This is a genomic window from Acidovorax sp. LjRoot194 (assembly GCF_964253015.1).
Lineage (GTDB): Bacteria > Pseudomonadota > Gammaproteobacteria > Burkholderiales > Burkholderiaceae_C > Acidovorax.
Map to the genome: position 1 here is coordinate 1,272,201 of NZ_CAXUQB020000001.1, position 25,410 is coordinate 1,297,610.

At 67.5% G+C, this 25,410-nt stretch carries 23 protein-coding genes; 18 read left to right on the forward strand and 5 right to left on the reverse strand.

The window, feature by feature from the left end; all coding sequences use genetic code 11:
* Window positions 1–75 precede the first annotated feature (75 nt).
* The 12 genes from ACSQ3N_RS05860 to nudB all read left to right on the forward strand — a co-directional run bounded on the left by ACSQ3N_RS05860 (window position 76) and on the right by nudB (window position 13,518).
* Complete coding sequence (locus ACSQ3N_RS05860; protein WP_436145806.1) at window positions 76–498, forward strand: gamma-butyrobetaine hydroxylase-like domain-containing protein; 423 nt, start codon at window positions 76–78, stop codon at window positions 496–498.
* A 181-nt stretch (window positions 499–679) separates the two neighbouring features.
* Window positions 680–1,411, forward strand: a complete 732-nt coding sequence (gene ubiE / locus ACSQ3N_RS05865) for a bifunctional demethylmenaquinone methyltransferase/2-methoxy-6-polyprenyl-1,4-benzoquinol methylase UbiE (protein WP_396503550.1) — start codon at window positions 680–682, stop codon at window positions 1,409–1,411.
* A gap of 36 nt (window positions 1,412–1,447) precedes the next feature.
* Window positions 1,448–2,494, forward strand: a complete 1,047-nt coding sequence (locus tag ACSQ3N_RS05870) for a Tim44 domain-containing protein (protein ID WP_056161320.1) — start codon at window positions 1,448–1,450, stop codon at window positions 2,492–2,494.
* Between the two features lie 55 nt (window positions 2,495–2,549).
* The gene (locus tag ACSQ3N_RS05875) at window positions 2,550–3,173 is read left to right on the forward strand and encodes a ubiquinone biosynthesis accessory factor UbiJ (protein WP_056161321.1); all 624 of its coding nucleotides are present in this window, start codon (window positions 2,550–2,552) and stop codon (window positions 3,171–3,173) included.
* Window positions 3,170–4,753 (forward strand): ubiquinone biosynthesis regulatory protein kinase UbiB, encoded by a 1,584-nt coding sequence (ubiB, locus tag ACSQ3N_RS05880; RefSeq protein WP_056161323.1) that lies wholly within the window; start codon window positions 3,170–3,172, stop codon window positions 4,751–4,753. The genes ACSQ3N_RS05875 and ubiB overlap by 4 nt, the downstream gene beginning before the upstream one ends.
* Window positions 4,754–4,834: 81 nt before the next feature.
* Entirely contained in the window at window positions 4,835–6,280 is a 1,446-nt protein-coding gene (locus ACSQ3N_RS05885) for a sodium:solute symporter family protein (protein ID WP_436145807.1), read from the forward strand.
* 126 nt (window positions 6,281–6,406) lie between these two features.
* Window positions 6,407–6,769, forward strand: coding sequence for an FmdB family zinc ribbon protein (locus ACSQ3N_RS05890; RefSeq protein WP_436145808.1), 363 nt, complete (start codon window positions 6,407–6,409; stop codon window positions 6,767–6,769).
* A 12-nt stretch (window positions 6,770–6,781) separates the two neighbouring features.
* The gene (locus ACSQ3N_RS05895) at window positions 6,782–7,405 is read left to right on the forward strand and encodes a DUF502 domain-containing protein (protein ID WP_436145809.1); all 624 of its coding nucleotides are present in this window, start codon (window positions 6,782–6,784) and stop codon (window positions 7,403–7,405) included.
* A 41-nt stretch (window positions 7,406–7,446) separates the two neighbouring features.
* Window positions 7,447–9,249 carry an aspartate--tRNA ligase gene (gene aspS / locus ACSQ3N_RS05900; RefSeq protein ID WP_436145810.1) on the forward strand — a complete coding sequence of 601 codons (1,803 nt, stop codon included), beginning with the start codon at window positions 7,447–7,449 and terminating at the stop codon, window positions 9,247–9,249.
* Between the two features lie 148 nt (window positions 9,250–9,397).
* Window positions 9,398–10,207 carry a curli production assembly/transport component CsgG gene (locus tag ACSQ3N_RS05905; protein ID WP_436145811.1) on the forward strand — a complete coding sequence of 270 codons (810 nt, stop codon included), beginning with the start codon at window positions 9,398–9,400 and terminating at the stop codon, window positions 10,205–10,207.
* Between the two features lie 168 nt (window positions 10,208–10,375).
* A complete protein-coding gene (locus ACSQ3N_RS05910; protein WP_436145812.1) occupies window positions 10,376–13,039 on the forward strand; it encodes a chemotaxis protein CheW in 2,664 nt (887 codons plus the stop codon).
* Entirely contained in the window at window positions 13,039–13,518 is a 480-nt protein-coding gene (nudB, locus tag ACSQ3N_RS05915) for a dihydroneopterin triphosphate diphosphatase (RefSeq protein WP_436145813.1), read from the forward strand. Before ACSQ3N_RS05910 ends, nudB begins: the two co-directional genes overlap by 1 nt.
* A gap of 41 nt (window positions 13,519–13,559) precedes the next feature.
* Here nudB and ACSQ3N_RS05920 read toward each other — a convergent pair whose 3' ends face one another.
* Complete coding sequence (locus tag ACSQ3N_RS05920; RefSeq protein WP_436145814.1) at window positions 13,560–15,311, reverse strand: response regulator; 1,752 nt, start codon at window positions 15,309–15,311, stop codon at window positions 13,560–13,562.
* Window positions 15,312–15,426: 115 nt separating this feature from the next.
* On the opposite strand from ACSQ3N_RS05920, the gene ACSQ3N_RS05925 reads away from it, so the two are divergent.
* From ACSQ3N_RS05925 to ACSQ3N_RS05950, 6 genes are all read left to right on the forward strand, one after another.
* Entirely contained in the window at window positions 15,427–16,164 is a 738-nt protein-coding gene (locus ACSQ3N_RS05925) for an endonuclease/exonuclease/phosphatase family protein (protein WP_436145815.1), read from the forward strand.
* Between the two features lie 145 nt (window positions 16,165–16,309).
* Window positions 16,310–17,551 (forward strand): cardiolipin synthase ClsB, encoded by a 1,242-nt coding sequence (gene clsB, locus ACSQ3N_RS05930; RefSeq protein ID WP_436145816.1) that lies wholly within the window; start codon window positions 16,310–16,312, stop codon window positions 17,549–17,551.
* Between the two features lie 266 nt (window positions 17,552–17,817).
* Window positions 17,818–18,543 (forward strand): GTP cyclohydrolase I, encoded by a 726-nt coding sequence (gene folE, locus ACSQ3N_RS05935; RefSeq protein WP_056415581.1) that lies wholly within the window; start codon window positions 17,818–17,820, stop codon window positions 18,541–18,543.
* Window positions 18,544–18,546: 3 nt separating this feature from the next.
* Entirely contained in the window at window positions 18,547–18,969 is a 423-nt protein-coding gene (locus ACSQ3N_RS05940) for a BLUF domain-containing protein (RefSeq protein ID WP_056161345.1), read from the forward strand.
* 247 nt (window positions 18,970–19,216) lie between these two features.
* On the forward strand, window positions 19,217–20,098 hold the full coding sequence (locus ACSQ3N_RS05945) for a DMT family transporter (RefSeq protein ID WP_056415583.1): 882 nt from the start codon (window positions 19,217–19,219) through the stop codon (window positions 20,096–20,098).
* Between the two features lie 4 nt (window positions 20,099–20,102).
* Window positions 20,103–20,999 (forward strand): DUF429 domain-containing protein, encoded by an 897-nt coding sequence (locus ACSQ3N_RS05950; protein ID WP_436145817.1) that lies wholly within the window; start codon window positions 20,103–20,105, stop codon window positions 20,997–20,999.
* Between the two features lie 45 nt (window positions 21,000–21,044).
* On the opposite strand, the gene ACSQ3N_RS05955 is transcribed toward ACSQ3N_RS05950, so the two are convergent.
* From ACSQ3N_RS05955 to ACSQ3N_RS05970, 4 genes are read right to left on the reverse strand one after another with little or no spacing between them, the layout of a single operon-like run.
* Window positions 21,045–21,755 carry a hypothetical protein gene (locus ACSQ3N_RS05955; protein WP_436145818.1) on the reverse strand — a complete coding sequence of 237 codons (711 nt, stop codon included), beginning with the start codon at window positions 21,753–21,755 and terminating at the stop codon, window positions 21,045–21,047.
* Window positions 21,756–21,797: 42 nt separating this feature from the next.
* Entirely contained in the window at window positions 21,798–22,190 is a 393-nt protein-coding gene (locus ACSQ3N_RS05960) for a response regulator (protein ID WP_436145819.1), read from the reverse strand.
* A gap of 23 nt (window positions 22,191–22,213) precedes the next feature.
* Complete coding sequence (locus ACSQ3N_RS05965) at window positions 22,214–24,463, reverse strand: ATP-binding protein (protein ID WP_436145820.1); 2,250 nt, start codon at window positions 24,461–24,463, stop codon at window positions 22,214–22,216.
* On the reverse strand, window positions 24,460–25,131 hold the full coding sequence (locus ACSQ3N_RS05970; RefSeq protein WP_436145821.1) for a biliverdin-producing heme oxygenase: 672 nt from the start codon (window positions 25,129–25,131) through the stop codon (window positions 24,460–24,462). Before ACSQ3N_RS05970 ends, ACSQ3N_RS05965 begins: the two co-directional genes overlap by 4 nt.
* Window positions 25,132–25,410 lie beyond the last annotated feature (279 nt).

Below are 25,410 nucleotides of genomic sequence, written 5' to 3' on the forward strand. Positions count from 1 at the left end.
CGTTGACCCTGTCCCCCACAGGCATCGCTGCGGGCGCTCACAATCCACCACACTGTTTTCTCACAGGGGATATCCATGGCAGGTTTGAAAGCGGGTGCGCCCACACCGCAAGCGATCACGGTGCACGAGGCATCTCGGGTGCTGGAGGTCGGGTTTTCTGACGGCGCCACGTTCCGCATTCCGTTCGAGCTGATGCGCGTGTACTCGCCCTCGGCCGAAGTGCAGGGCCACGGCCCCGGGCAGGAAGTGCTGCAGACCGGCAAGCGCGAGGTGGCGCTGGTCAACCTGGAGCCGGTGGGCAACTACGCGGTCAAGCCCACGTTCTCGGATGGCCACGACAGCGGCATCTTCAGCTGGGACTACCTCTACGAACTGGGGCAACAGCAGGACGCGCTGTGGACGCAGTACACCGAGCGCCTGGCTGCAGCCGGCGTGGACCGCGACGCGCCGATGGCGCCCGCGGGTGGGGCAGGCGGCCATGCCTGCGGCGGCCACTGACGGGCAGCGTGCAAGCCCTTGTTGACTGATGTGCTATTGAAAGAGGAGCTGCTGGCGCAATATAGGCAAGCGGTAGCGGCTGTTTTCTCTTCGATGGCGTTGTCCTAATTGCGACACAAGCCCCATTTCAGTGCGGGGTTGTCGCTGTACCTCTGGCGCTCGCGCGCCTAGCATGAAACTTATGAGCACCACACACTTTGGTTTTCAGTCGGTCGACGAGCAGGAAAAGGCGCGCCGTGTGCGCGGCGTGTTCGACTCGGTCGCCTCCAAATACGATGTGATGAACGACCTGATGTCGGCCGGCCTGCACCGCGCCTGGAAGGCCTACACAGTGATGGTGGCCAACCTGCGCGAAGGCAGCCAGGTGCTGGACATCGCGGGCGGCACGGGCGACTTGGCGCTGGCGTTTTCCAAGAAGGTGGGCGCCACCGGCCGTGTGGTGCATACCGACATCAACGAAGCCATGCTGCGCGTGGGGCGCGACCGCCTCATCGATGCGGGCGTGGTGCTGCCCACGATGGTGTGCGACGCCGAGAAGCTGCCGTTTCCGGATGCGCATTTCGACGTGGTGAGCGTGGCCTTCGGCCTGCGCAACATGACGCACAAGGACCAGGCGATTGCCGAGATGTGCCGCGTGCTCAAGCCCGGCGGCAAGCTGTTGGTGCTCGAATTCTCCAAGGTGGCCAAGCCGCTGGAGAAGGCGTACGACTGGTATTCGTTCAAGGTGTTGCCTCAGCTGGGCAAGCTGGTGGCCGGTGACGACGCGAGTTACCGGTACCTGGCTGAATCGATCCGCATGCATCCGGGCCAGGAAGAACTCAAAAGCCTCATGCAAAAAAATGGCTTTGGGCATGTGGACTATCACAACATGACAGGGGGCATCGTCGCCTTGCATGTTGGAATCAAGTGCTGAGTGGTTCACTCAGCGATTAACGGAGACGGAGAACTCATGATGAAACTTTGGTCTGTGGTGTTGGTAGCGATGCTGGCGTTTGCGCACGCGGACGCCGACGCCCGGCGTATGGGCGGTGGCAAGTCGGTGGGCAAGCAGTCCGGCAACGTGACGCAGCGCGAGTCGGCCACGCCACCCGCGACGCCTGGCGCACCGGCGCAGAACGCGACCAACGCAGCGGCTGCCAAGCCGGCTGCAGCGGGCGCTGCACCTGCCGCTGCGGCGGCCAAGAAGCCCTGGGGCGCCATGCTCGGTGGCCTGGCCGCCGGTCTGGGCCTGGCCTGGCTGGCGCATTCCCTGGGCATGGGTGCCGGGTTTGCCAATATCTTGATGATTGCGTTGCTCGCCGTGGCCGCTTTTGCCATCTTCAAGATGGTGATGCGCGCGCGCAATGGTGGCGGTGCCAGCAACGGCGGTGCAGCCGCTGGCGGCGCGCCGTTTGCCTTCCAGGGTGCAGGTGCGGGTGCCGGGGCTTCCACCCCTGCGGCCGCTCAGGTGCCACCGCAGTACAGCCCGAACAACGTGGGCAACGACGCGTCTGCTCGCCCTTGGGAGCGCAGCAGCATGGCGTTCGATGCCTCGCGGGCCGCACAGCAGGGTGGTGCGGGCACGGGCGTTGTCATCGGTTCGGGCCTGTCGGGTTCGCAGAACTGGGGCGTGCCGGCCGACTTCGACACCGACGGCTTCCTGTCCGCCGCCAAGCGCAACTTCGTCACGCTGCAGGCCGCCTGGGACCGCTCGGACATCAACACGCTCAGGTCCATGATGACCGACAGCATGCTCGATGAGATCCGCACCCAGCTGACCGAGCGCGAAGCGCACCGTGGCGTGCAGCCCAACCACACCGATGTGGTCATGATCGAAGCCCAGCTGCTGGGTATCGAGGACCTGGGCGAGGCCTACATGGCCAGCGTCGAGTTCTCCGGCATGATCCGCGAAGAGCCATCGGCAGGCCCGAGCCCCTTCCGCGAAGTGTGGAACATGACCAAGCCCAAGGCTGGCAGCAGCGGCTGGCTGGTGGCCGGCGTGCAGGCCCTGCAGTAATTAAGGGCATCGCCCCTCTTGGGGGCTCGCCCAGTTCAGGGAATAATCGGGGACTATGGCAACACCACAGTCCCCTTTTCCTTTTCTGAACGGCCTTTTCGAGCGCGTCGCGGCCGGCCCGCAACCCCCGCAATGGCTGGTGCATGAGGTTCAGCAGCGTGTGGTGCTGTTCCTCAACCACGTGCTGATGCAGGAAAAGGAGGCCATGGACCGCCTGGTGCGCCAAAAGGGCCGCATCGCCCGCGTTCAGTGGCGCGCTTACTCGATGGCCCTGGTGATCACGCCGGCCGGGCTGTTCAACGTGGCGCCCGAGGCCGCAACCCCCGACCTGCGGCTCGAAGTGACCGAGACTTCGCCCTTCGCGCTGGCCCAGACGGCGCTGCGCGGCGACAAGCCCACCATCCGCATCGAAGGCGACGTGCAGCTCGCCGCCGAGATCAACTGGCTGGTCGACCACGTGCGCTGGGATGTCGAGGAAGACCTCGCCCGCGTCATTGGCGATGCCCCGGCCCACACCGTGGCCCAGGTGGCGCGCAAGGCAGCCCAGGCTCTGCGCCAGTTCGTAGGCGCGCGCATGGCACCCTCGGCGGCTGACGCGGCCGTGGTTCCGGTGCCTGTGCCGCCCGTGCCGCCCGTGCACGACGTGCCCGCCAGCGGCCCAGACCGGTCCGGCGCATGAAGCAGTTCGTGAGGGGGGGCGCCATCCTGTGGGTGGTGTTCCGGTACGGCCTGGACGGCCTGTTGCTCGACAGTTTTCAAAAACCCTGGCTGCGCGCGGTGTCGCGCGTGCTGTCGGTGGGGCGCAATCTGGACGCACCGCGCGGCCAGCGCCTGCGCGAGGCGCTGGAGCAGCTGGGCCCCATCTTCGTGAAGTTCGGCCAGGTACTGTCCACCCGGCGCGACCTGCTGCCGCCCGATGTGGCCGACGAACTGGCCCGGCTGCAGGACCGCGTTCCGCCCTTCGATCCGGATATCGCGGTGGCCACCATCGAGCGCGCCTACCGCCGCCCCATCGGCGAGGTCTTCACCTCGTTCGACCGCGTGCCCGTGGCCAGCGCATCGATTGCGCAGGTGCACTTCGCCACGCTGCGCGACCGCCACGGCATCGAGCGCGAGGTGGCCGTCAAGGTGCTGCGCCCGGGCATGCTGCCCGTGATCGAAAAAGACCTGGGCCTCATGCGCATGATGGCCGGCTGGGTGGAAGGCCTGTCGGCCGACGGCAAGCGTCTGAAACCCCGCGAGGTGGTGGCCGAGTTCGACAACTACCTGCACGACGAGCTGGACCTGGTGCGCGAGGCGGCCAACGCCGCGCAACTGCGCCGCAACATGCAGGGCCTGGACCTGGTGCTGATCCCCGAGATCTTCTGGGACTTCTGCCACGCCGAGGTCATGGTGATGCAGCGCATGAACGGCGTGCCCATCAGCCAGATCGGCCGTCTGCGCGATGCGGGCGTGGACATCCCCAAGCTGGCCCGCGACGGCGTCACGATCTTCTTCACCCAGGTGTTCCGCGACGGGTTCTTTCACGCCGACATGCACCCGGGCAACATCCAGGTCAGTCTGGACCCCGCCACCTTCGGCCGCTACATCTCGCTCGATTTCGGCATCGTCGGTACGCTGACCGAATCGGACAAGGAATACCTGGCGCAGAACTTCGTGGCGTTCTTTCGCCGCGACTACAAGCGCGTGGCCGAGCTGCACATCGAAAGCGGCTGGGTGCCGCCCGAGACGCGGGTCAACGACCTGGAGTCGGCCATCCGCGCGGTGTGCGAGCCGTACTTCGACCGGCCGCTCAAGGAAATCTCGCTGGGCATGGTGCTGATGCGCCTGTTCCAGACGTCGCGCCGCTTTCATGTCGAAATCCAGCCGCAACTGGTGCTGCTGCAAAAGACGCTGCTCAACATCGAAGGCCTGGGCCGCGAGCTGGACCCCAACCTCGATCTGTGGAGCACCGCCAAGCCCTTCCTGGAGAAGTGGATGCTCGAGCAGATGGGCCCGCAGCGCCTGTGGCGCGAACTGCGCGCCGAGGCGCCGCACTACGCCAAGCTGCTGCCGGAGCTGCCGCGGCTGGTGTACGACTACCTGCGCCACAAGCCGCAGGACCACCGGCGCGAACTGATGGAGCTGCTGGCCGAGCAAAAGCGCACTAACAAGCTGCTGCACGCCATCATTTATGTGGGCGTGGGTTTCATCGCGGGCTTCCTGTTCTTCATGCTGGTACAACAGTTGCAAGTGCTGTACCGGTTCCGGGTGTTCTAGTCCCCACGTTTCTCGGCTTTCCCGGTTTCCCCCTTTTTCCGGTTTTATGACCTTCCACTTCGCGACATTGAGGAGCATGCCGTGCTGCTGACCCTGGTTATCGTTTACCTGCTGATCACCATCGGCATCGGCCTGCTCGCAGCCCGGCGCGTGAACAACGCCGCAGACTTTGCCATTGCAGGGCGGCATTTGCCGCTGTACATGATCATCACCACGACGTTCGCGACGTGGTTCGGTTCGGAGACGGTGCTGGGCATTCCGGCCAAGTTCATCGAAGGGGGCCTCGGCAACGTGGTGGAAGACCCGTTCGGCGCGGGCTTCTGCCTGATCCTGGTGGGGCTGTTCTTTGCGGGCAAGCTCTACCGCATGACGCTCTTGACCATCAGCGACTACTACCGCGAGCGCTACGGCCGCACGGTCGAAGTCGTCTGCTCGCTCATCATCATGCTGAGCTACCTGGGATGGGTGTCGGCGCAGGTCACGGCGTTGGGGCTGGTGTTCAACCTGCTGTCGGGCGACGCGATCAGCATTCCGGTGGGCATGGCGATCGGCGTGGTGTCCATCCTGGCGTACACGCTGTTCGGCGGCATGTGGTCGGTGGCGGTCACCGACTTCATCCAGATGATCATCCTGGTGGTGGGCCTGGCCGTGATCGCGGTGTTCGCTGGCAACATGGCCGGCGGGGCCGACAAGGTGATCGAGTTCGCATCCAGCCGCGAGCTGTTCCGCTTCCTGCCCGAGCCCAAGTTCCACGACGTGGTGTTCTTCATCGCGGCGGGCATCACCATGATGTTCGGCTCCATCCCGCAGCAGGACGTGTTCCAGCGCGTGATGTCGGCCAACAATATCAAGGCCGCCACGCGCGGCCCGGTGATCGGCGGCATCTGCTACATCCTGTTCGCCTTCGTGCCCATGTTCCTCGTGGCCAGCGCGCTGATCATCATGCCCGGCGAGACTGCGGCGCTGCTCAAGGAAGACCCCCAGAAGGTACTGCCCACGCTGGTGATGGCCAAGATGCCGTTCATCATGCAGGTGCTGTTCTTCGGCGCGCTGCTGTCGGCGCTCAAGTCCACCGCGTCGGCCACCTTGCTGGCACCCAGCGTGACTTTCACCGAAAACATCTGGCGCCAGTTCAAGCCCCACAGCACCGATGCGGAGCGCCTGCGCACCATGCGCATCACCACGCTGGTCTTCAGCGCCTGCGTGCTGGCCTATGCCATCTACATGCAGGGCACTTCCATCTATGAACTGGTGTCGGGCGCCTATCAGGTGCCGCTGGTCGGTGCCTTCGTGCCCCTGGTGTTCGGCCTGTACTGGAAGCGCGCCACCACGCAGGGCGCCATCGCGGCCATCGTGCTGGGCCTGGGCACCTGGCTGCTGTTCCTGGCCACGCCTGTGGGTGCCGTTTTCCCGGCACAACTGGCCGGGCTGCTGGCGGCGCTGGCGGGCATGCTGGTGGGCTCGCTCGCCCCGCAGGGCATCCGCAACAGCCACTCGCCGCACCACCCGCTGGTCGGCGCAGACTAAAGCGCGCCGGACCCTGTGCGTCGGGGCGCGTGCATTGCCGCAGGCGCCCTGCACGACGCCTCTGGAGGGTAGGGGTATGGCGCCGCCTATAATTGAGGGTTTTGCACTTTCCCTCCACACTCTGACATGCCTATTTACGCCTACAAATGCGGCTCCTGCGGCCATGCCAAGGATGTGCTGCAAAAAATCGCCGACACCCCCCTCACCGTGTGCCCTGCCTGCGGTGCCGAGGCATTCTCCAAGCAGGTGACGGCTGCGGGCTTTCAGCTCAAGGGCTCGGGCTGGTATGTGACGGATTTCCGGGGTGGCAACAGTGGCGGCGGTGCCAGTGCTGCGCCAGGCGCCGACGGCAAGACGGAGTCCAAGTCCGATTCCAAGTCCGATTCGGCAGCACCCGCCAGCTCTGGCGACGCCCCCAAGAAAGAATCGACGGCTGCCAGCACCACGCCTGCCAGCACCGGCGGCTCCTCCACCTCTTCCACGAGCTGATCGAGCGCCCACATGTCTGCTATGCGCAAATGGCTGCTGACCGGCCTCCTGGTGATCGTGCCCGGGGTCATCACGGCGTGGGTGCTCCACTGGATCGTGAGCACGCTCGACCAGACCCTGCAGATCCTGCCCGTCGCGTGGCATCCGGACAAGGTGCTGGGCTTTCACATACCCGGCTTCGGGGTGGTGCTCACGCTGCTGATCCTGCTGGTGGTGGGCGCGGTGGCCAGCAATTTTGCGGGCCGCAAGCTGGTGCAGTGGGGCGATGCGCTGGTGCACCGCATACCGGTAGTGCGCTCCATCTATTCCAGCGTCAAGCAGGTGTCGGACACGCTGTTCTCCGAAAGCGGCAACGCCTTTCGCACCGCGGTACTGGTGCAGTGGCCGCGCGAGGGCGTGTGGACCGTGGCCTTCGTCACCGGTGCGCCCAACGGCGAAATCGCCGCCTACCTGCGTGACGAATTCGTGAGCGTGTACGTGCCCACCACGCCCAACCCCACGGGCGGCTATTTCGTGATGCTGCGCAAGAGCGACTGCGTCGAGCTCGACATGAGCGTGGACTCAGCCCTCAAATACATCGTTTCCATGGGCGTGGTCGCTCCGGCGGACCCCACGCTCGTTTCTCCGGGTAAGTGAATCCCTTTTAATGCGCCCCTCGGGCGCCGGAAGTTTCTGCCATGGCCATGCGTTCCCACTATTGCGGTCTTGTGACCGAAGCCCTGATGGGCCAAACCGTCACCCTGTCGGGCTGGGTGAACCGTCGCCGCGACCATGGCGGCGTGATCTTCATCGACCTGCGCGACCGCGAAGGCTACGTGCAGGTGGTGTGCGACCCGGACCGTGCCGACATGTTCAAGACCGCCGAAGACGTGCGCAACGAGTTCTGCGTGCAGGTGGTGGGCCTGGTGCGCCCCCGTCCCGACGGCACCACCAACGACAAGCTCAAGAGCGGCCAGATCGAAGTGCTGTGCCACGAACTGAAGGTGCTGAACCCCTCAGTCACGCCTCCGTTCCAGATGGACGACGAGAACCTGTCGGAGACCACGCGCCTCACGCACCGCGTGATGGACCTGCGCCGCCCGCACATGCAGCGCAACATGATGCTGCGCTACAAGACCTCCATCCAGGTGCGCAACTTCCTGGACAAGGAAGGCTTCATCGACATCGAGACGCCCATGCTGGGCAAGAGCACGCCCGAAGGCGCGCGCGACTACCTGGTGCCGAGCCGCGTGCACGACGGCCAGTTCTTCGCGCTGCCCCAGTCGCCCCAGCTGTACAAGCAGATGCTGATGGTGGCCGGCTACGACCGCTACTACCAGATCACCAAGTGCTTCCGCGACGAAGACCTGCGCGCTGACCGCCAGCCCGAGTTCACGCAGATCGACTGCGAAACCTCGTTCCTGGGCGAGGAAGAAATCCGCGCGCTGTTCCAGCGCATGATCACCGAGGTGTTCCAACAGCAACTGGGCGTGGACCTGGGCGAATTCCCCATCATGACGTACCAGGACGCGGCCTTCCGCTTCGGCTCCGACAAGCCCGACCTGCGCGTGAAGCTCGAGTTCACTGAGCTGACCGAAGTGATGAAGGACGTGGACTTCAAGGTGTTCTCGGCCCCCGCCACCACCAAGGGCGGCCGTGTGGTGGCCCTGCGCGTGCCCGGCGGCTCACAAATCTCGCGCGGCGAGATCGATGCCTACACCGAGTTCGTCAAGATCTACGGCGCCAAGGGCCTGGCCTGGATCAAGGTCAACGAAGTGGCCAACGGCCGCGAAGGCCTGCAGTCGCCCATCGTGAAGAACCTGCACGATGCGGCCATTGCCGAGATCCTGAAGCGCACCGGCGCGCAGGACGGCGACCTGCTCTTCTTCGGTGCCGACAAGGAAAAGATCGTCAACGACTCCATCGGCGCGCTGCGCCTGAAGGTCGGCCACAGCGACTTCGGCAAGAAGAACGGCCTGTTCGAAAGCCGCTGGGCGCCGCTGTGGGTGGTGGACTTCCCGATGTTCGAGCATGACGAAGAGAACGACCGCTGGGCTGCCGTGCACCACCCCTTCACGTCGCCCAAGGATGGCCACGAGGACCTGATGGACACGGACCCCGGCAAGTGCATCGCCAAGGCCTACGACATGGTGCTCAACGGTTGGGAGCTGGGTGGCGGTTCGGTGCGTATCCACCGTGCCGATGTGCAAAAGAAGGTGTTCGACGCCCTGAAGATCACGCCCGAAGACGCACAGGCCAAGTTCGGTTACCTGCTGGACGCGCTGCAATACGGCGCGCCCCCGCACGGTGGCCTGGCCTTCGGCCTGGACCGCCTGATCACGCTGATGACCGGCGCCGAGTCGATCCGCGACGTGATCGCCTTCCCCAAGACCCAGCGCGCACAGGACCTGCTCACGCAGGCACCTTCGCCCGTGGATGAAAAGCAGCTGCGCGAGCTGCACATCCGCCTGCGCAACGTGGACGCCGTCAAGGCGGCCTGAGCCCGGTAGAACGGCTTCACCCCTGTCATTGACATGACCGGGCATGCCTGAGACAAAAGCGGTAGCGGCCCCAGGGCTGGTACCGCTTTTTTCATGGTGCTGCCCTTGTCGCATCTGCTTTTCTTTTGAACCGAACCGAGGCTTGTTCATGCGTGCTTCCCTGAAAACCCCCCTGGCCCTGGGCATGGTGCTCGTGGCACTGCTGCTGGCAGGCTGCGGCGAAAAGAAGACCGAGCTGGGCGAGGGCGGCTCGGTCGTGTCCGGCTCGGCGGGGCCTGCCGGTGCGCAGGGTGCCGACAAGGCGCTCACCACCTGCCCGCAGCCTGTGGCCACGCTGGCCCTGGCCGAGAACCCGAACGGCTACACCGTGTCCAGCAGCTACAACCTGCCGGCGTCACCCGTGCCGCTGATCCGGCTCATCGCCCAGCAAAGCGGCTGCTTTCGGGTGGTGGACCGCGCGGCCGGCCTGCGCGGCACCATCAAGGAGCAAGAGCTCAAGGACGCCGGCGTGCTGCGTCAGAACTCCACGGTGGCCAAGGGCAAGGGCTACGAGGCGCAATACACGCTGACCCCCAGCCTCACCTTCAGCGAGCAGGACGCGGGCCGCAGCATTGCCGGTGTGATCGCGATGATCCCCGTGCTGCGCGACATCGCGGGCCTGGCGGGTCTGGCCGAGCAGGTCAAATTCAAGGAAGCGCAGACAGCCTTGCTGCTCACCGACAACGAAACCACCGAGCAGGTGGCCGCCGCCACCGGTGCGGCACGCACCACCGACCTGGGCGCGGCCGGCCTGCTGTGGGGCCGCATGGGGGGCGCGGGTGGCGCGGGCTGGAGCAACACGAACGAAGGCAAGGTCATCGCTGCCGCCTTCTTCGACTCGCACAACAAGCTGGTGACCCAGGTGCAACTGCTGCAGGCCAAGGAGCTGCCGCCGCCGGTGGCGACGCGCAAGCCGTAGCGGGTGGGGGTGTTGGGGTAGCGCGGGTGTCGGGCCCTTCGCCGGCGCCTGCGCAGCGCAGAGACCGCACGATCTGCGGCCGTGCAACATGTCTGTTTGTGCTTTGCCGGGCAGGCCGCACAATGTTTGGCCAGGCGCTGTCGCACCCTTCGCACAAAGGACTTTCTCGTGTCCCAATCGCTGAACTCCCCCGAACAATGGTTGCGGTACATGCCCGCGGCGCAGCACCAGCGCCAGGAGCTGCGGCTGGTCGAAAACGCCTGGGACCAGTTGTCCTTGCTGTCGTCGTTATCGCTGCTGTCGACCAAGGCATCGTCCGGGGGCGACCTGGCCCAGGCGCGGCGCGACTTTGCCGCGCTGTCCACCGACCTGATGCGCAGCCTGGCCAGCGAGGCCCTCAAGAACCGCACCGATGACCTTGTGGCCCGGGCCCAGGTCTGCATCGACGTGCTGGTGCGCAACCTGTTCGAGCGCACGGCGGACATCGGTTTTTTCGCCACTGATGGCGGCGTGGCCGAGTACCTCTGCGACCCGGCGCCCGAGCTGCGCCCGGCCATCGAATCGCGGCTGCACGAATACGCCAGCAAGTACACGGTGTACGACAACATCTTTCTCTTCGACACCGCTGTGCAGCAGTGCGCCAGCCTGCATGCCGTGCCGCACGCGGGCGGCGGTTTGCAGAAGGATGCCGACCACGCTTTCCTGCAGTCCGTGTTGCGCGGCGATGTGCCGTACGTGGAGCACCACGCGGTGCACGGGTTTTGCGGCAGCGCCGAGCCCACCCTGGTGTACGCCCAGCGCGTGCTGTCTGGCGGCAGGCCGGTGGGCGTGATGTGCCTGGCGTTCAAGCTGGCCGACGAAATGCCCGCCATTTTCGGCTCGGTGCAGCCCGACGGTGCGCAGGGCGGCGATGTGGTGCTGGCGCTGCTGGATGCGCAGGGCAGGGTGCTGGTATCGGGCGATACGCTGCAGCTGCCCGTGGGCTGGCTGCTCCCTCAGGCCTCTGGTGCAGGTGTGCAGCTGGTGCGCCACGCCAGCCGGCGCTACCTGATGGCCGTGTGCGACACGCAGGGCTTTCAGGGCTACCGCGGCCCCGGCTGGCGCGGGGTGGCGCTGCTGCCGCTGGACCTGGCGTTTGACGAACCAACGCAGGACGACCGCAGTGCGCTGGCAGGCCCCTTGCCCGGCGAACTGGCAGGCCAGGCCGAGCTGCTGTCGCACGAGCTGCGCGAGATTCCGCGGCGCTCGGCCGCCATCCAGTCGGCGCTGGAGCGCTCGGTATGGAACGGCCTGCTGGAGCTCAACCAGCTGGGCAATGGCAGTGACGCGGCAGACGCCGCGCCGCGCGAGCTGCTGTTCGCCAAGACCCTGCTGTCCGAGATCGGCGCCACGGCCCGCAAGACGGCCCAGGCCTTTTCTGGCGCGTTGCAGGATCTGTACGGCGTGGTCATGCAGTCGCTGCTGCGCGACGCGCAAAGCCGTGCGTCCCTGGCCATGCAGATCCTGGACCGCAATCTGTACGAGCGCGCCAACGACTGCCGCTGGTGGGCGCTGACCCCGCAGTTCGCGCGCACGCTCGAGGCCGGCGCCGTGGGCTGCGACAAGGCCGCGGCAGTGCTGGCGGAGATCAACGGCCTGTACACCGTGTATGCCTGCCTGGTGCTGTTCGCGGCCGATGGGCGCGTGATGGCCGTGTCGCAGCCCAGCCAGGCGCATTGGGTGGGTACGGTGCTGGACGAAGACTGGGTGCGCCAGAGCCTGCGGCTGCGCGGCAGCCAGGGCTACACCGTCAGCCGCTACGAAGACAGCCGCTTCTATGACCAGGGCCCGACCTTCGTCTACGCCGCTGCGGTGCGCGGTGAACAGCGGCCTGGTGCGACGGGGCCCACCGGCAGCGCGCCCGTGCTGGGTGGCATTGCCGTGGTGTGGGACGCTGCCAACCAGCTGCAGTCCATTCTGGACGACTGCGGCGTGGGCGCGACCCAGCGCGACGCGCTGGCTTTTGTCGATGCGGCAGGCCGTGTGCTGCGCGCCGGCGGCGATGTGCAGGCTGTCATGGCACCCGATGCCGTGGCCGCCAGCCGCCAGGGCGGGCGCACCGCGGCGCTGGCGGGCCACCTGTACGGTGTGGGCCTGGCGCGCGGGCAGGGCTACCGGGATTTTCGCGTGAGCGATGGCTACGACCATGGGCTCAGCTGCCTGGTGCTGCGCCACCTGTGCGAACGCCGCCCGGCGTCACCTGCAGCGCTGCTGCTGGCCACGCCGGCCGCTGCGGCGCGCATTGCGGTGGAGCACCGCGTGCAGATGGCGACCTTCCTGGTGGGATCGCACTGGCTGGGCGTGGATGCTGCGCACGTGGTGACGGCGGCGCCCGATGCGACGGTGCTCAATGCGGGCGGGGCGCGTGCGCCGTTCCTGGGGCTGGCGCAGATCGGCGAGCGGGTCTATTCGGTGGTGGACCTGCGCAGCGTGGTGGTGGCGGGGCCAGAGGGCGTGGCGGCCTCGCGCACGACGGACCCCCACCGGCAGATGGTGCTGGTGCGGGTGCCGGCACCCGAGGGCGGCAGAGCGCGCGAATTCATCCTGCGGGTCGATGCCCTGGGCGCCATGCTGGACCTGGACCGGCGCGACGTCCGGCCTGTAGCCATGGCGGGTGGGGCGGGCTCGGGCGTGTCCCTCATCGATGCCGTGGTGCCTGTGCCCACTGCCGGCGACAGCGCGGGGCGCGGCATGCTGTGCCGCATCTCCGCGCAGTGGCTGGAGCAGTGCGCGCTGGGCGCCCTGGGCGACGAGCCCGCGCAGGATGTGGACGCCCTGCTGGCCGCGGCGTGATGGCGGTGGCATCTGAGGGGGCGGCGGCGCAGCGGCCGTTCAAGATCCCGGAATCGGTGCTGGTGGTGATCCATACGGCAGCACTCGACGTGCTGCTCATCGAGCGTGCGGACGGCATGGAGCACTGGCAGTCCGTCACAGGCAGCAAGGACCGCCTGGACGAACCCTGGGCAGAGACGGCAGCGCGCGAGGTGGGCGAGGAAACCGGCATCGACGTGAGCGCCCCGGGCAGCGTGCTCACCGACTGGTGCCTGGAGAACGTGTATGAGATCTGGCCGCAGTGGCGCCACCGCTACGCGCCTGGTGTGGTGTTCAACCGCGAGCGCGTCTTCGGGCTGTGCGTGCCCGAGCACACGCCGGTGGTGCTGAGCCCGCGCGAGCATGTGGCCTCTGCATGGCTGCCGTGGCGCGATGCGGCAGACCGCTGCTTTTCAGCCTCCAACGCCGAAGCCTGCCTGCTGCTGCCGCGCTTTGTGTAGTGTGGCCGCTGGGCAGGGCGTGCATGCCTGCACGGGGTGCGTCATGGTGGCCGCAGGCGCAGGGGGTCCGACGGGTCCACCAGGTCTTCCGGCGCGGCGGCAAAGGTCAGGCTGTCCCGCGGTGCCGCCGCGATGCGCGAGGGCTCGTCCGCGTTGCCGCGGGTGCGCAGCACCACGCCGCCGGGGCGGCGGTCGTTGTCCTGCCCCAAGGTGGCGCGTGACGGGGCTGTGCCCACGCGCACGCGCAGCGCGTCGATGGCGTCCTGCAGCGGGTCGGGCTCGGCCATGCGGGCGCGGTGGCGCAGCAGCACCTGTTGGGACATGTCCAGCAGCTTGGAGTTGAGCGTCTGCTCGGCATGCTGCATCAGCTGCGCCACAGCCCCGGCCGGGTCGCCGGCCAGGCTCTGGGCCATGGCGGTTTCGGCAGTCTTGTTCACTTGCTGCAGGCAATCGCGCACGATCTCGCTGTAGGGGGCGTGCACGTTGCAGGCGTTGGCCAGCAGCTCCGTCAGGCCGCGCGTGTTGGCGTAGCGCATGCCCAGCGCGCGCACCCAGCGCTCGCTGTCGGCCAGGTCGATGGACGTGACCGCCAGCACGGCCAGCAGGCTGCCCAGGTTGCAGGCGGCCTCAAAGTCGAACGTGCTGGAGGTGATCTCGGTTGCCATGCTGCGCACGGACTCCACCGCCTGCGAGAACTGCCGCTGCTGGATGAGCTGCAGTGTGCGCGCCACGCTGGCAAAGCGCTGGATGCGCACGCTCGACGGGTGGCGCTCCAGGATGCGGCCGAAGTCGGCCATGCAGCGCTCGATGCCCTTGCGGTCGTTCTCCGCAAAGTACGCGAACGTGAGCAGCACCAGCGACTGGAAGTCGAACAGCTTGGAGTCGATGCCCAGGATGGCCGCCCGCGCCAGCACCTTGGTCGCAGTCTCGCGGTCGCCCATGTAGTACGACATCATCCCCAGCTTCTGCAGCCGCACCACCGAGTCGGGCGTGAGGCCGCTGGCCGTGCGGTAGGTCTCGATGGCCTGCGAGAAGTTGCCCAGCTCCACCTGCGCGCGGCCCAGTACGTCGTAGGCGTCGGCAAAGGAGGCATCGTCGCCGATCAGCTCCTGCAGCGTGGTGACGGCTCGCGCCGCCTGGCCGGACTCGATCTGCGCCCGCGCCACGCCAAGCTTGGCCCAGGGCAGGGCGCGGGCGGCGATCACGGCCTCGAACAGCGTGCGCGCCTCGTCGTGGCGCGACAGCCGCAGCAGCAGCTCTGAGCCGATGCGCGCCGCGTACAGCCAGTAGGGCTTGCGTGCCTCGAAGCGCTCCACGCACAGGCGCGCGGCGCTTTCGAAATCCTCCGCCTCGATGGCGTCGAAGATGGGTTTGAGGTGCACTTTGCGCAGGCGCGCCAGACTCAGGCGCTCGAAGAGGGCGCTCGGGGTGAAGGGCTTGAGCAAATAGCCGTCGAGCGCCGACTCCGCAGCCTCTGCCACGGCGGCGTAGGATGCCTCGGCCGTGACCATGAAGAACACCGTGGAAAAGGGCAGCAGCTGGGCGCGCCGCAGGTCGTCCAGCAGGGTCTGGCCCGAATACCCGGCCTCGCCGAAGTACTGGTCGCACAGCACGTAGTCGAACACGGTGTGCTCCAGCCGACTGCGCGCGTCCTGCACGCGGCTGCATTGCACGATGCGGTTGACTCCGTACTCGCGCAGCTGGCCCACCAGGATGCTGCGCGATGTGGCATTGCTGTCGACAATCAGCGCCAGAACCGGGGCAGCGGCGGAGGAATCGTTTTCGGTAGCCAAGGTGTGTACCGAACCGCCGTGGCGGGAAGTTGTATGCAACCAAGTGTAAGGCGCGTCCGGTGGCCACGGTGTCGGACAAACCCGCAGCGTATGCGGCATGCGACACAATCGGGCCATGGAACACGACGACATTCTGCGGGTGGCCACCTACAACATTCACAAAGGCGTTCAGGGCATGGGCCCGGCGCGCCGGCTGGAGATCCATAACCTGGGCCTGGCGGTGGAACAGCTCGATGCCGACATCGTGTGCCTGCAGGAGGTGCGCAAGCTGCACCGCCGCGAGGCGACGTACTTCCAGCGCTGGCCCGACCTGCCCCAGGCCGAGTATCTGGCGCCCGAAGGCTACGAGGCGGTGTACCGCACCAATGCCATCACCAAGCACGGCGAACACGGCAACGCGCTGCTGTCCCGCTGGCCGGTGATCGGGCACCAGCACGAGGACATTTCCGACCACCGCTTCGAGCAGCGGGGTCTGCTGCACGTGGAGGTGGACGCGCACGGCCGCCGCCTGCATGTGATCGTGGTGCACCTGGGGCTCATTCCGGGCAGCCGCATCCGCCAGATCGAGCGGCTGCAGCGCTTCATCGAGCGCGAGGTGCCGCCCGGCGCGCCGGTGGTCGTGGCCGGCGACTTCAATGACTGGGGACTGCAGATCAAGCGCATGCTGGCGGGGTTTGCGCTGTACGAGTTCGATGCGCCGCGCGCCTTCACCTACCCTGCGCGGCTGCCGCTGGCCCAGCTGGACCACGTCTACGTGCGCGGGCTCACCCCGCTGTCGCTGCACGTGCCGCGGGGCCGCATCTGGTGGCGCATGTCCGACCACCTTCCGCTCATCGCTGAATTCAGGCTGTGAAAGCCGCCCCCCTGAGTCACTTCGCGCCTTCCCCCGCAGGGGGACGCCACCCGTGGCCTGGCGAAGCCAGCTCTACGGTGGCACTGGCGTGGGTCGCGCCACGTTCCATGATTGCTGGCGATCCGTTGCACGGTAGAGGGGTGCGATGAGCAAGAAGCTGATGTTTCGGGCCAAAAGAACTGAGTTTTCTGACGACCACCGGGTGCGCCTGCTGCAGGGGGCCGAGGAGCTTTTCCCCGCGCTGGTCCAAGCCATGGATGCTGCGCTGTCGGACATCCAGTTCGAGACCTACATCTTCGATTTCACCGGTGCGGGCGCCGATGTGGCCCAGGCGTTGATGCGGGCCGCAGCGCGCGGTGTGCGCACCCAACTGGTGGTGGACGGCGTAGGCACCGGCGCCCTGCCGCCCGAGTGGGCCGAGCGCCTGGCGAACGCTGGCGTGCAGTACCGCGTGTACTCGCCGCTGGGGCCCTTGGGCTTGCTGCTGCCGCACCGCTGGCGCCGGCTGCACCGCAAGCTGTGTGTGGTGGACGGCTGTACTGTGTTTTGCGGCGGCATCAACGTGCTGGATGATTTTCACGACCCCAACTACGGCCGTCTGGACGCCCCGCGCTTCGACTTTGCGGTGCAGGCCACCGGCAGCCTGGTGACCAGCGCCAGCGAGACCATGGACCAGCTGTGGTGGCGCATGCAGGCTGTGCGCGACGCGCGCGAGCGCCGCCTGCCCGAGGCGCTGCAGGCCCTGCGCGCCGCCAGTGCCGCCCGGCACGCGGCCGAGGCGGCGGACGACGCCACGCCGCCCATGCGCGCCGCGCTGGTGCTGCGCGACAACGTGCGCAACCGCAGCCGCATCGAAAAAGCCTACCGCCGCGCCATCGGCTCTGCGCGGCACGAGGTCATCATCGCCAACGCCTACTTCATGCCCGGCGGCAAGCTGCGCCGCGCGCTGGTGATGGCTGCGCGCCGCGGCGTGCGCGTGCGGCTGCTGCTGCAGGGGCGGTATGAATACTTCATGCAGTACCACGCGGCGCGGCCGGTGTACGGTGCGCTGCTGGATGCGGGCGTGGAAATCCACGAATACGCGCCGAGCTTTCTGCACGCCAAGGTGGCGGTGGTCGATGCCATGGGCGAGCGGCCCTGGGCCACGGTGGGCTCGTCCAACCTCGACCCCCTGAGCCTGCTGCTGGCGCGCGAGGCCAACGTGGTGGTGGAAGACGCCGCCTTTGCCGCCGACCTGCGCCAGCGCCTGGTGGACGCCATGCAGCACGCCGGCCGCCGCATGGACCCGGCGCGCTACGCGGGCCGCCCGCTGCGCCAGCGGGTGCTGGACCGCATCGCGTTCGGCCTGATGCGCCTGGCGCTGTGGATCACCGGAAAAAGTTATTGAAGCCTGTTGAGCCCCCTGAGCGGCTGCGCCGCTTCCCCCTCAGGGGGACGCCACCGGTGGCCCGGCGAAGCCGGTTCCACGGTGGCACTGGTGTGGGGGCGCGCCGGTTGCAGAGTTCGCGGGGAAGGCAATGTCCAGGAAGGGGTTCGGTACCTGTCTGTATGGAATGCTATGAATTTAATAGCTTCTAGCGCTTGCCTATCAAGCGGTAGAGGCCAAAACCCCTTGAAATCTGAGGTGTGTCATTCGCTGTTACGATTCTGGCCATGTCCAGCCCCACTGCCGCCGATATGACGCCCACCCCGCCGGATGAAGGCACGCCTGTTTCCGTCAAGATCCGGGAGCGCCTCGCGGCGGCCCGCAAGCGCTTTCATGCCAACGACAACATCTCCGAGTTCATCGAGCCCGGCGAGCTGGAGAAGCTGCTCGACGAGGTCGAGACCAAGATGCAGGGCGTGCTCGACAGCCTGGTGATCAACACCGACGGCGACCACAACACCAACAACACCGCGCGGCGCGTGGCCAAGATGTACCTGAACGAGGTGTTCAAGGGCCGCTACGTGGCGCAGCCGCCCATCACCGAGTTTCCCAACGCCGAGCACCTGAACGAGCTGATGATCGTCGGGCCCATCACCGTGCGCAGCGCGTGCAGCCACCACTTCTGCCCGGTCATCGGCAAGATCTGGATCGGCGTGATGCCCAACGAGCACACCAACGTGATCGGCCTGTCCAAATACGCGCGCCTGGTCGACTGGGTCATGGGCCGCCCCCAGATCCAGGAAGAAGCCGTGGTGCAGCTGGCCGACCTGATCATGGAAAAGACCCAGCCCGACGGCCTGGCCATCGTGATGGAGGCCAGCCACTTCTGCATGTCCTGGCGCGGTGTGCGCGAGATGGACAGCAAGATGATCAACTCGGTGATGCGTGGCGTGTTCCTCAAGGACCCGGCGCTGCGCCGCGAATTCCTCTCCCTCATCCCCGGAAAGAACTGACCCATGCTCGTACGCCTGCTCTACGCCAGCCGCGCTGTGGACACCTCTCCCGCAGCCATTGAAGCCATCCTCACGCAATCGCGCCAGCACAACCCGGGCTGCGGCATCACCGGCGTGCTGTGCTACGGCGGCGGTGTGTTCCTGCAGGCCATCGAAGGTGGGCGCTCCGCGGTGAGCGACCTGTACGGCCACATCCAGAAGGATGCGCGCCACAAGAACGTGGAGCTGCTGCACTACGAAGAGATCGCCGAGCGCCGCTTCGGCGGCTGGACCATGGGGCAGGTGAACCTGTCCAAGATCAACCATTCGATCCTGCTCAAGTACTCCGAAAAGCCCGAACTCGACCCGTATGCGGTGTCGGGCAAGGTGTCGTTCGCGCTGCTCGAAGAGCTGATGGCGACCGCTTCGATCATCGGCAGAGCTTAGGAACACCCCACTGAGTCGCTGCGCGCCTTCCCCCCGCTCTCGCATTGCTGCGCAATGCGGGCAGGGGGACGCCACCAGTGCGGCGGGGCGGCCCTTGCACGGTGGCTGCTGGCTGGGATCGTGCCAGTTGCATGCGCCGTGCGGGTGGCATGGCACTTCTCCTCACTGATTGTTCGCGCGCCACACGGCCGCAGTTCCAGACGGTGCTGCGGCTTTTTGCATTCATGTCCCTCGCTCCCTCTGACCCGTGACCCTCACCGCCTTCGCCCTCATCATCCTCGCCGGCCTCATCCATGCGTGCTGGAACATCGCCGCCAAGAAGGCGGGGGGCGATGCGCGGTTTGCGTTCTTCACCTCGGCGATCATGATGGTCTTCTGGGCGCCGCTGGGCTGGTGGCTGGGGCGCGATGTGGTGCCGCTGTGGGGCGTGGTGGAGTGGGGCTTCGTGGTGGCCAGCGGGCTGCTGCACGTGGCGTACTACGTGATCCTGCTGCGGGGCTACCGCGTGGCCGACCTCACGGTGGTCTACCCGCTCGCGCGGGGCTCGGGGCCGCTGCTGTCCTCGCTGGTGGCCATCACGGTGCTGGGCGAGCGCATCTCCGCGCTGGGTGCCGTGGGCATCCTGGGCGTGGTGGGGGGCGTGTTCCTCATCGCGGGCGGCCCGGGCCTGCTGCGCGCGGCGCACGACCCCGCGGCGCGCGAACGCGTGCACAAGGGCATTGCCTACGGGCTGCTCACCGGGGCCTTCATCGCCAGCTATACGGTGGTGGACGGCTATGCGGTCAAGATACTGCTGATGTCCCCCATCCTCGTCGACTACATGGGCAACTTCGTGCGCGTGGGCTTGCTCGCGCCGGTGGTGCTGCGCGATGTGCGCACCGCCCGCACGCTGTGGCTTGCGCAGTGGCGCTTTGCGCTGCTGGTGGCGGTGGTGAGCCCCGTGGCCTATGTGCTGGTGCTGTACGCCATGCGCGAGGCGCCCATGTCCCACGTGGCGCCGGCGCGCGAGGTGTCCATGCTGTTCGCCGCCCTCATCGGCGGGCATCTGCTGGGTGAGGGCGACCGGGCGGCGCGCATTTGCGGCGCGCTGTGCATTGCAGCCGGGGTGACGGCCCTGGCGCTGGGGTAGGCCCATGGCGCCAGACGTCACCGCTCCGATGCTGCTGGGCTGCGATTTTTCCAGCAGCCCCAGCCGCCGCAAGCCCATCGTGCTGGCCCTCGGGCAGCGCCAGGGAGCGCGGGTGCAGCTGCAGGCGCTGCAGCGCTTCGACACGCTCACGGCCTTTGGTCAATGGCTTGCGGAGCCCGGCACATCCCATCACGGAAGTCAGGACGGATCGCATGGCGGCTGGGTCGGCGGGTTCGACCTGCCTTTCGGCCTGCCGCGCGAGCTGGTGGAAACCTTGGGCTGGCCCACCGACTGGCTCGCCTGCATGCAGCACTACCGCAGCCTGGGCCGCGAGCAGATCCGCACGCAGTTCGCGGCGTTCTGCGACGCGCGCCCCGTGGGCGGCAAGTTTGCACACCGCGCCACCGATGGGCCCGCAGGCTCCAGCCCGTCGATGAAATGGGTGAACCCGCCTGTGGCCTACATGCTGCACGCAGGGGTGCCGCTCCTGATCGATGCCGGTGTGCACCTGCCGGGCCTGCACGCGGGCGACCCGTCGCGCGTGGCGCTGGAGGCCTACCCCGGCCTGCTCGCGCGTGAGGTGCTGCAGCGGCGCAGCTACAAGAGCGACGACCGCGCCAAGCAAACGCCCGACCGGCTCATCGCCCGCAAGGACCTCGTGAACGCGCTGGAGATCGGCCAGACCCGGCTGGGCCTGCGCCTGAAGCTCAGCCACGCGCAGCGCGATGCCTTGGTGGATGACGCCAGCGGCGACAGCCTGGACGCCGTGCTGTGCCTGGTGCAGGCCGCGTGGGCCCAGCAGCGCCATACCGAGGGCGATGCGCTCTACGGCCTGCCTGCGGGGCTGGATGCGCTGGAGGGTTGGATCGTGACGGCGCCTGCCGTGCCCGCGGCAGGCTGAGTCGCGGAGCCACATCGGCAGGGCCGAGGGGCGAGGCCGTACGCCTCAGCCGCCCGGCAGCGTGACGGTCACTTCAGACCCGCTGGCCTGCACCCGCACGCCCAGGGGTTGCGCCAGTTGCAGCAGCGCGGCCAGGTCCAGGGCCGGGGGCTGTGCCAGGCCGGCCGAACGCGCCGCGGTATCCGCGTCCATCAGCCGCGTGGCGGTGGATGCGCCCCGGGCCTGCACGCGCACGCTGAAGGGGCCGGCTGGCGCCACGGTGATCTGGGCAGGCACCGGGCTCGATTGTTCCGCCAGGTGGTAGATGGCGCCCAGCACCACGTACAGCAGGGTGTGGGGCACCTGGGTGTCGTCGTCCCAGCCCGGCAGGTCCGCAGGCAGCGGCTCCATCTCGGTACCGCTGACCATCAGCGCGGGGCGGGCCAGCTCGATGGCTTCGTCCACCAGGGCGCGCACCTTGTGGCGGTCGTTGATCTGCAGGTCCCACAGCCGCAGGCGGCGGATGTGGTGGGCGATCTCGCCCAGTTGTTCCTCGATCTGCTCCACGCGCTCCACCGCCTGCTCGGGCGTCATGTCGCCCTTGGCCAGGCGGCGCTTGAGCAGCATGGTGCCCATGCGCATCACCGACAGCGGGCCGGCCACGTCGTGGCGCAGCACCGGGATGGCGCGCATCAGGATGGCGTGCTGCAGGCCGGCATCGGTCAGCGCGTCGGAAGACGGGCCCGGTGCGGAAGGGGGGCGTTTTTTGGTGGCCAAAGCGGGTGGGGGTGTGGGGTGTGTCGGAACTGTCAGTGAGGATCAGGCGGCGGGCGGCTGCAGCGCTGCGGCGCACTGGGCGAGCACGTTGTCGAAGGCGTCGAAATCGAGCGGCTTGCCCAGGATGAAGTCGAACTGCCCTGTCTCCGTACCCACGCTGACGCCCGATGCCATGCCGGTGATGGCGATCGCAAAACACCGGCCTGCACCGTGGTCAGCCACCGTGGCCCGTAGCAACGGGAGCAGTTCGGAGCCCTGCATGTCCGGGAGGTTCTGGTCCACCAGGAAAATCTGCGCCGGCTTCTCGCGCGCCAGGGCCAGTGCCTGTGCGGCCGTGGCTGCAGTGCGGATCGCATGGCCTTCCATCGTGAGCAGCTCTTGCAGCAGCTCCGTGGCATCGAGGTTGTCGTCAATGAGGAGGATATCGAGCGGCATGGCTGTCTGGAGCGGGTGGAATATCAGGAGGTGGCGCTGACCGGGGCTGCGCCGCCAGCGTCCGTCTGCGGCAGGTGCACCGTGAACACCACGTGCGGCGGCTGGTGCGTATACACAATGGTACCCCCATGGCCTTGCGCGATCTGGTGGGCGATGTACAGGCCCAGGCCCAGGCCGGAGCGGTTGCGCTCGTTGCCCACGGACGAGGACTTGAAGGGAGTGAACAGGTTGGCGGCCACCGCCGGGTCGATGGGCGGCGCCACATTGCGCACCTCGATGACCACGCCGTTTTGCGCGCCCCGTGCGTGCACGTGGATGGGCTGGCCCGCATCCCCGTGGTGGCGGGCGTTGCTGATGAGGTTGGAGACCACCTGCGCAATGCGGTCGGGGTCGGCCTGTGCGTCCAGGCGCTCGGGCAGGTGGATCTCGATCTGCGTGCCGGGGTGGGCGGTGCGCGCCTCGTCCACCAGATCGGCGAGCAGTTGCACCACGTCGACGGTCTTGAGCTGCAGGTTCAGGCCCAGCCGGCTTTGCAGGCGGGACATGTCCATCACCTGGCTCACCAGGCGCTGCATGCGGTTGCTGGACGACTGGATGCGCTGGCCGATCCGGCCGGTGTTGCCGTCCGCGGCGTTGTTCTTCTCCAGCACCCGCGCGGCCATGCTGATGGAGTGCAGCGGGTCGCGCAGGTCGTGGCCCAGCACCGCCATCAGGTGCGCGCGCGCGTCGTTCAGCTCGGCATGGCGGGTGGTCTGGGCGCGCACCAGCTCGGCCAGCAGCTGGCGGGCGGTGTCGAGTTCGTCCGCCGTCCAGGGCTCGGACTTGGAGCGCACGATTTCCTTCCACAGGTCGAACGAGCCGCGGGGCGTGAGGCGCGGGCCCAGCGGGCCGGCACGCACTTCCTTTTCAGGCTTGCCGCCCCAGTTGATGGTCTCGATCTGCTCCTTGCGCAGAAACACCAGCCAGCTCCCCCGGGTACGGTCCAGCGGCAGGGCCAGGGCGCCGCACCACGGGGCCAGCTGCAGCCCGATCTCGGGTGCGTCCAGGGGCAGTGCATGCGTGTTGTAGATGCCGCTGCCGCCTTGCGTGGCATCGAGCCACTGCAGAAGGACCTTGGCAGCGGCGTCGGTCACGCCGCCTTCGGTGCACAGCTTGCTGTGTTCCGACACGATGATGGCGTCGGCGCTCATCGAGCAGGCCAGCGCGCCGGCGTGCGAGCACAGGGCTGTGAACTCGTCATCGGAGTGCAGCACCTGCTCCATCACCCGCATGCGCAGCTCGGTCACCTTCTGCTGGCGCGCGGCCTCCTTGCGCGCCAGGGCGGCCTGGATATTGGCGCCCAGCACCTGTGCCATCACGTCGCAGGCCATGCGCACGCTGTAGGGCACCTGGCGCGGGCCCATGTGGTGGCAGGCCAGCAGCCCCCACAGCCGGTTGTTGATGACGATGGAGATGCTCATCGACGCACCCACACCCATGTTGGTCAGGTACTCGATGTGGATGGGCGACACGCTGCGCAGGATGCTGGCGCTCAGGTCCAGCGGCGCGCCGCCGACCGGCACCAGAGGCACCGGCGTGGCCCGCACATCGGCAATGAGGCGCAAGGTGTTGGCCACGTACAGCGCCCGGGCCTGCGCCGGGATGTCGCTGGCCGGGTAGCGCCGGCCCAGGTAGGCATCCAGAAAATCCGCACGCGACTCGGCCACCACATCGCCGCTGCTGTCCTGGCGAAAGCGGTAGGCCATCACGCGGTCGAACCCTGTCAGGGTCTTGATCTCCTGCGTTGCCAGCTGCAGCAGGTCGTTGATGGCAGGGCGCGGGCGGCGCAGCTTCTCCATGGCGCGGTGGGCCTGCATCGCAAAGCCAGCCAGTGCATCGGCGGACTCCTGGCGTGCCTCGAACTCCAGCACCAGCAGCTCCTGCGACTGGTGCAGCACCACGTCGAAGCTGCGGCCTTCGGCCTCCAGCTCGGAAGGCATCGGCAGCTCGCCCGTGCCAGCCAGCGTGGCCAGGCCCTCGTCGAGCAGGTCGCGCAACAGCGCGTGGCGGGCGATCAGCGGCGTGTCGCGCAGTGCCTGTCCCGGGGCTACGGCGCAGCCCAGCATGGCTGCCACGTTGGTGCTGGCATGGCGCACCGTGCCCGCCTTGTCGACGGCGATCAGGGCGCCTTGGGACTGGATCGAGCCCGGGATGTGGATGGGCTCGCGGTCGCAGTTTTCCAGCGTCGGGCGTGCCGCGTCGGCGCCGCCGCCGGCGGATGCTTCTGGATTCATTGCGGCAGTCCTTCAGGGGCCGGAAAATGGCTTTGCAGCCCGGCAAAGGCTGCGGTGGCCCCAAGGCACGCAGCCTCCAGGGCGGCGGGTGATGGTGTCACGTGCTGGCGCAGCAGCGAGATGAACAGCTTCCAGCGCGCCCCGGTGGCTGCACCGTCGCCATGCAGATAACGCAGGGGGTGCGGCGCCAACCGTGGCGACAGCTGCCGGTACAGCACCTGTCCACCCAGCTGGGAGCCCTCCACCACATAGGCGAACCCCCACCGCACCGCGTGCGGCTGTGCCGGGTGGCGGGCCAGGGCCTGCGCCGCAAGCTGCCCAGCGGCAGCGCTGGGCAACGGCCAGCTTCCGGGCGTGCCGGTGGCAGTGGTGGTCAGTGGCGGGATGTCTTGCAGATCGGATTTCAGGGCAGCCAATCGGGGGGCTGGCATGAAAACAAAGCCCGGTATCGTCGCTTGAAGCATCTGCAGATGAGGCCACAGCGCCTGTAGCCACGCGGCCAGTGCACGGGCATGCGCCTTGTAGTCTTCCAGCGATGCATCGGGTCGGCCAATGGCAAGGTGGGCATCGAGCCGCGCGTGCTGTGCGGCAGTGGCACTGCGCAGTGCCTGCAAGGGGTCCGCGCACGCAGTGGGCGGCAGTTCAGAGACTGGGTGGCTGGAGGGCACGAACGGGGGACCAGTTAGGAAGCGGATTGCATAAGCTCGGGGCACTGCGCTGGCCGTGATTCTAATGATTCGCCCGGTCGGGCCCTTGGCACTTTGGCCCGTAGGTGTGTCGCGGGCGCAACCATGGTGCTGATTCGGCGCACCCGCGGCGCAGCGCCTTCTGCCTGGGAGGCCGGCCCGGGCAGTCACGGCGTGGCTGTAGGGGCGGCCGGGTGGCGATGTGAGGTGCCGGTCACGCGTGGCGATGCGGCATTCGCGCTGCTTTTCGGGCGATCGCGC

Excerpts from the sequence above, each read along its gene's own strand:
- ACSQ3N_RS05965 (WP_436145820.1), bottom strand. The coding sequence starts at position 24,463 with ATGAATCCAGAAGCATCCGCCGGCGGCGGCGCCGACGCGGCACGCCCG.
- ubiB (WP_056161323.1), top strand. The coding sequence starts at position 3,170 with ATGAAGCAGTTCGTGAGGGGGGGCGCCATCCTGTGGGTGGTGTTCCGG.
- ACSQ3N_RS05960 (WP_436145819.1), bottom strand. The coding sequence starts at position 22,190 with ATGCCGCTCGATATCCTCCTCATTGACGACAACCTCGATGCCACGGAG.
- ACSQ3N_RS05870 (WP_056161320.1), top strand. The coding sequence starts at position 1,448 with ATGATGAAACTTTGGTCTGTGGTGTTGGTAGCGATGCTGGCGTTTGCG.
- ACSQ3N_RS05950 (WP_436145817.1), top strand. The coding sequence starts at position 20,103 with ATGGCGCCAGACGTCACCGCTCCGATGCTGCTGGGCTGCGATTTTTCC.
- nudB (WP_436145813.1), top strand. The coding sequence starts at position 13,039 with ATGGCGGTGGCATCTGAGGGGGCGGCGGCGCAGCGGCCGTTCAAGATC.
- ubiE (WP_396503550.1), top strand. The coding sequence starts at position 680 with ATGAGCACCACACACTTTGGTTTTCAGTCGGTCGACGAGCAGGAAAAG.
- ACSQ3N_RS05890 (WP_436145808.1), top strand. The coding sequence starts at position 6,407 with ATGCCTATTTACGCCTACAAATGCGGCTCCTGCGGCCATGCCAAGGAT.
- aspS (WP_436145810.1), top strand. The coding sequence starts at position 7,447 with ATGGCCATGCGTTCCCACTATTGCGGTCTTGTGACCGAAGCCCTGATG.
- folE (WP_056415581.1), top strand. The coding sequence starts at position 17,818 with ATGTCCAGCCCCACTGCCGCCGATATGACGCCCACCCCGCCGGATGAA.
- ACSQ3N_RS05860 (WP_436145806.1), top strand. The coding sequence starts at position 76 with ATGGCAGGTTTGAAAGCGGGTGCGCCCACACCGCAAGCGATCACGGTG.
- ACSQ3N_RS05940 (WP_056161345.1), top strand. The coding sequence starts at position 18,547 with ATGCTCGTACGCCTGCTCTACGCCAGCCGCGCTGTGGACACCTCTCCC.
- ACSQ3N_RS05905 (WP_436145811.1), top strand. The coding sequence starts at position 9,398 with ATGCGTGCTTCCCTGAAAACCCCCCTGGCCCTGGGCATGGTGCTCGTG.
- ACSQ3N_RS05875 (WP_056161321.1), top strand. The coding sequence starts at position 2,550 with ATGGCAACACCACAGTCCCCTTTTCCTTTTCTGAACGGCCTTTTCGAG.
- ACSQ3N_RS05895 (WP_436145809.1), top strand. The coding sequence starts at position 6,782 with ATGTCTGCTATGCGCAAATGGCTGCTGACCGGCCTCCTGGTGATCGTG.
- ACSQ3N_RS05925 (WP_436145815.1), top strand. The coding sequence starts at position 15,427 with ATGGAACACGACGACATTCTGCGGGTGGCCACCTACAACATTCACAAA.
- clsB (WP_436145816.1), top strand. The coding sequence starts at position 16,310 with ATGAGCAAGAAGCTGATGTTTCGGGCCAAAAGAACTGAGTTTTCTGAC.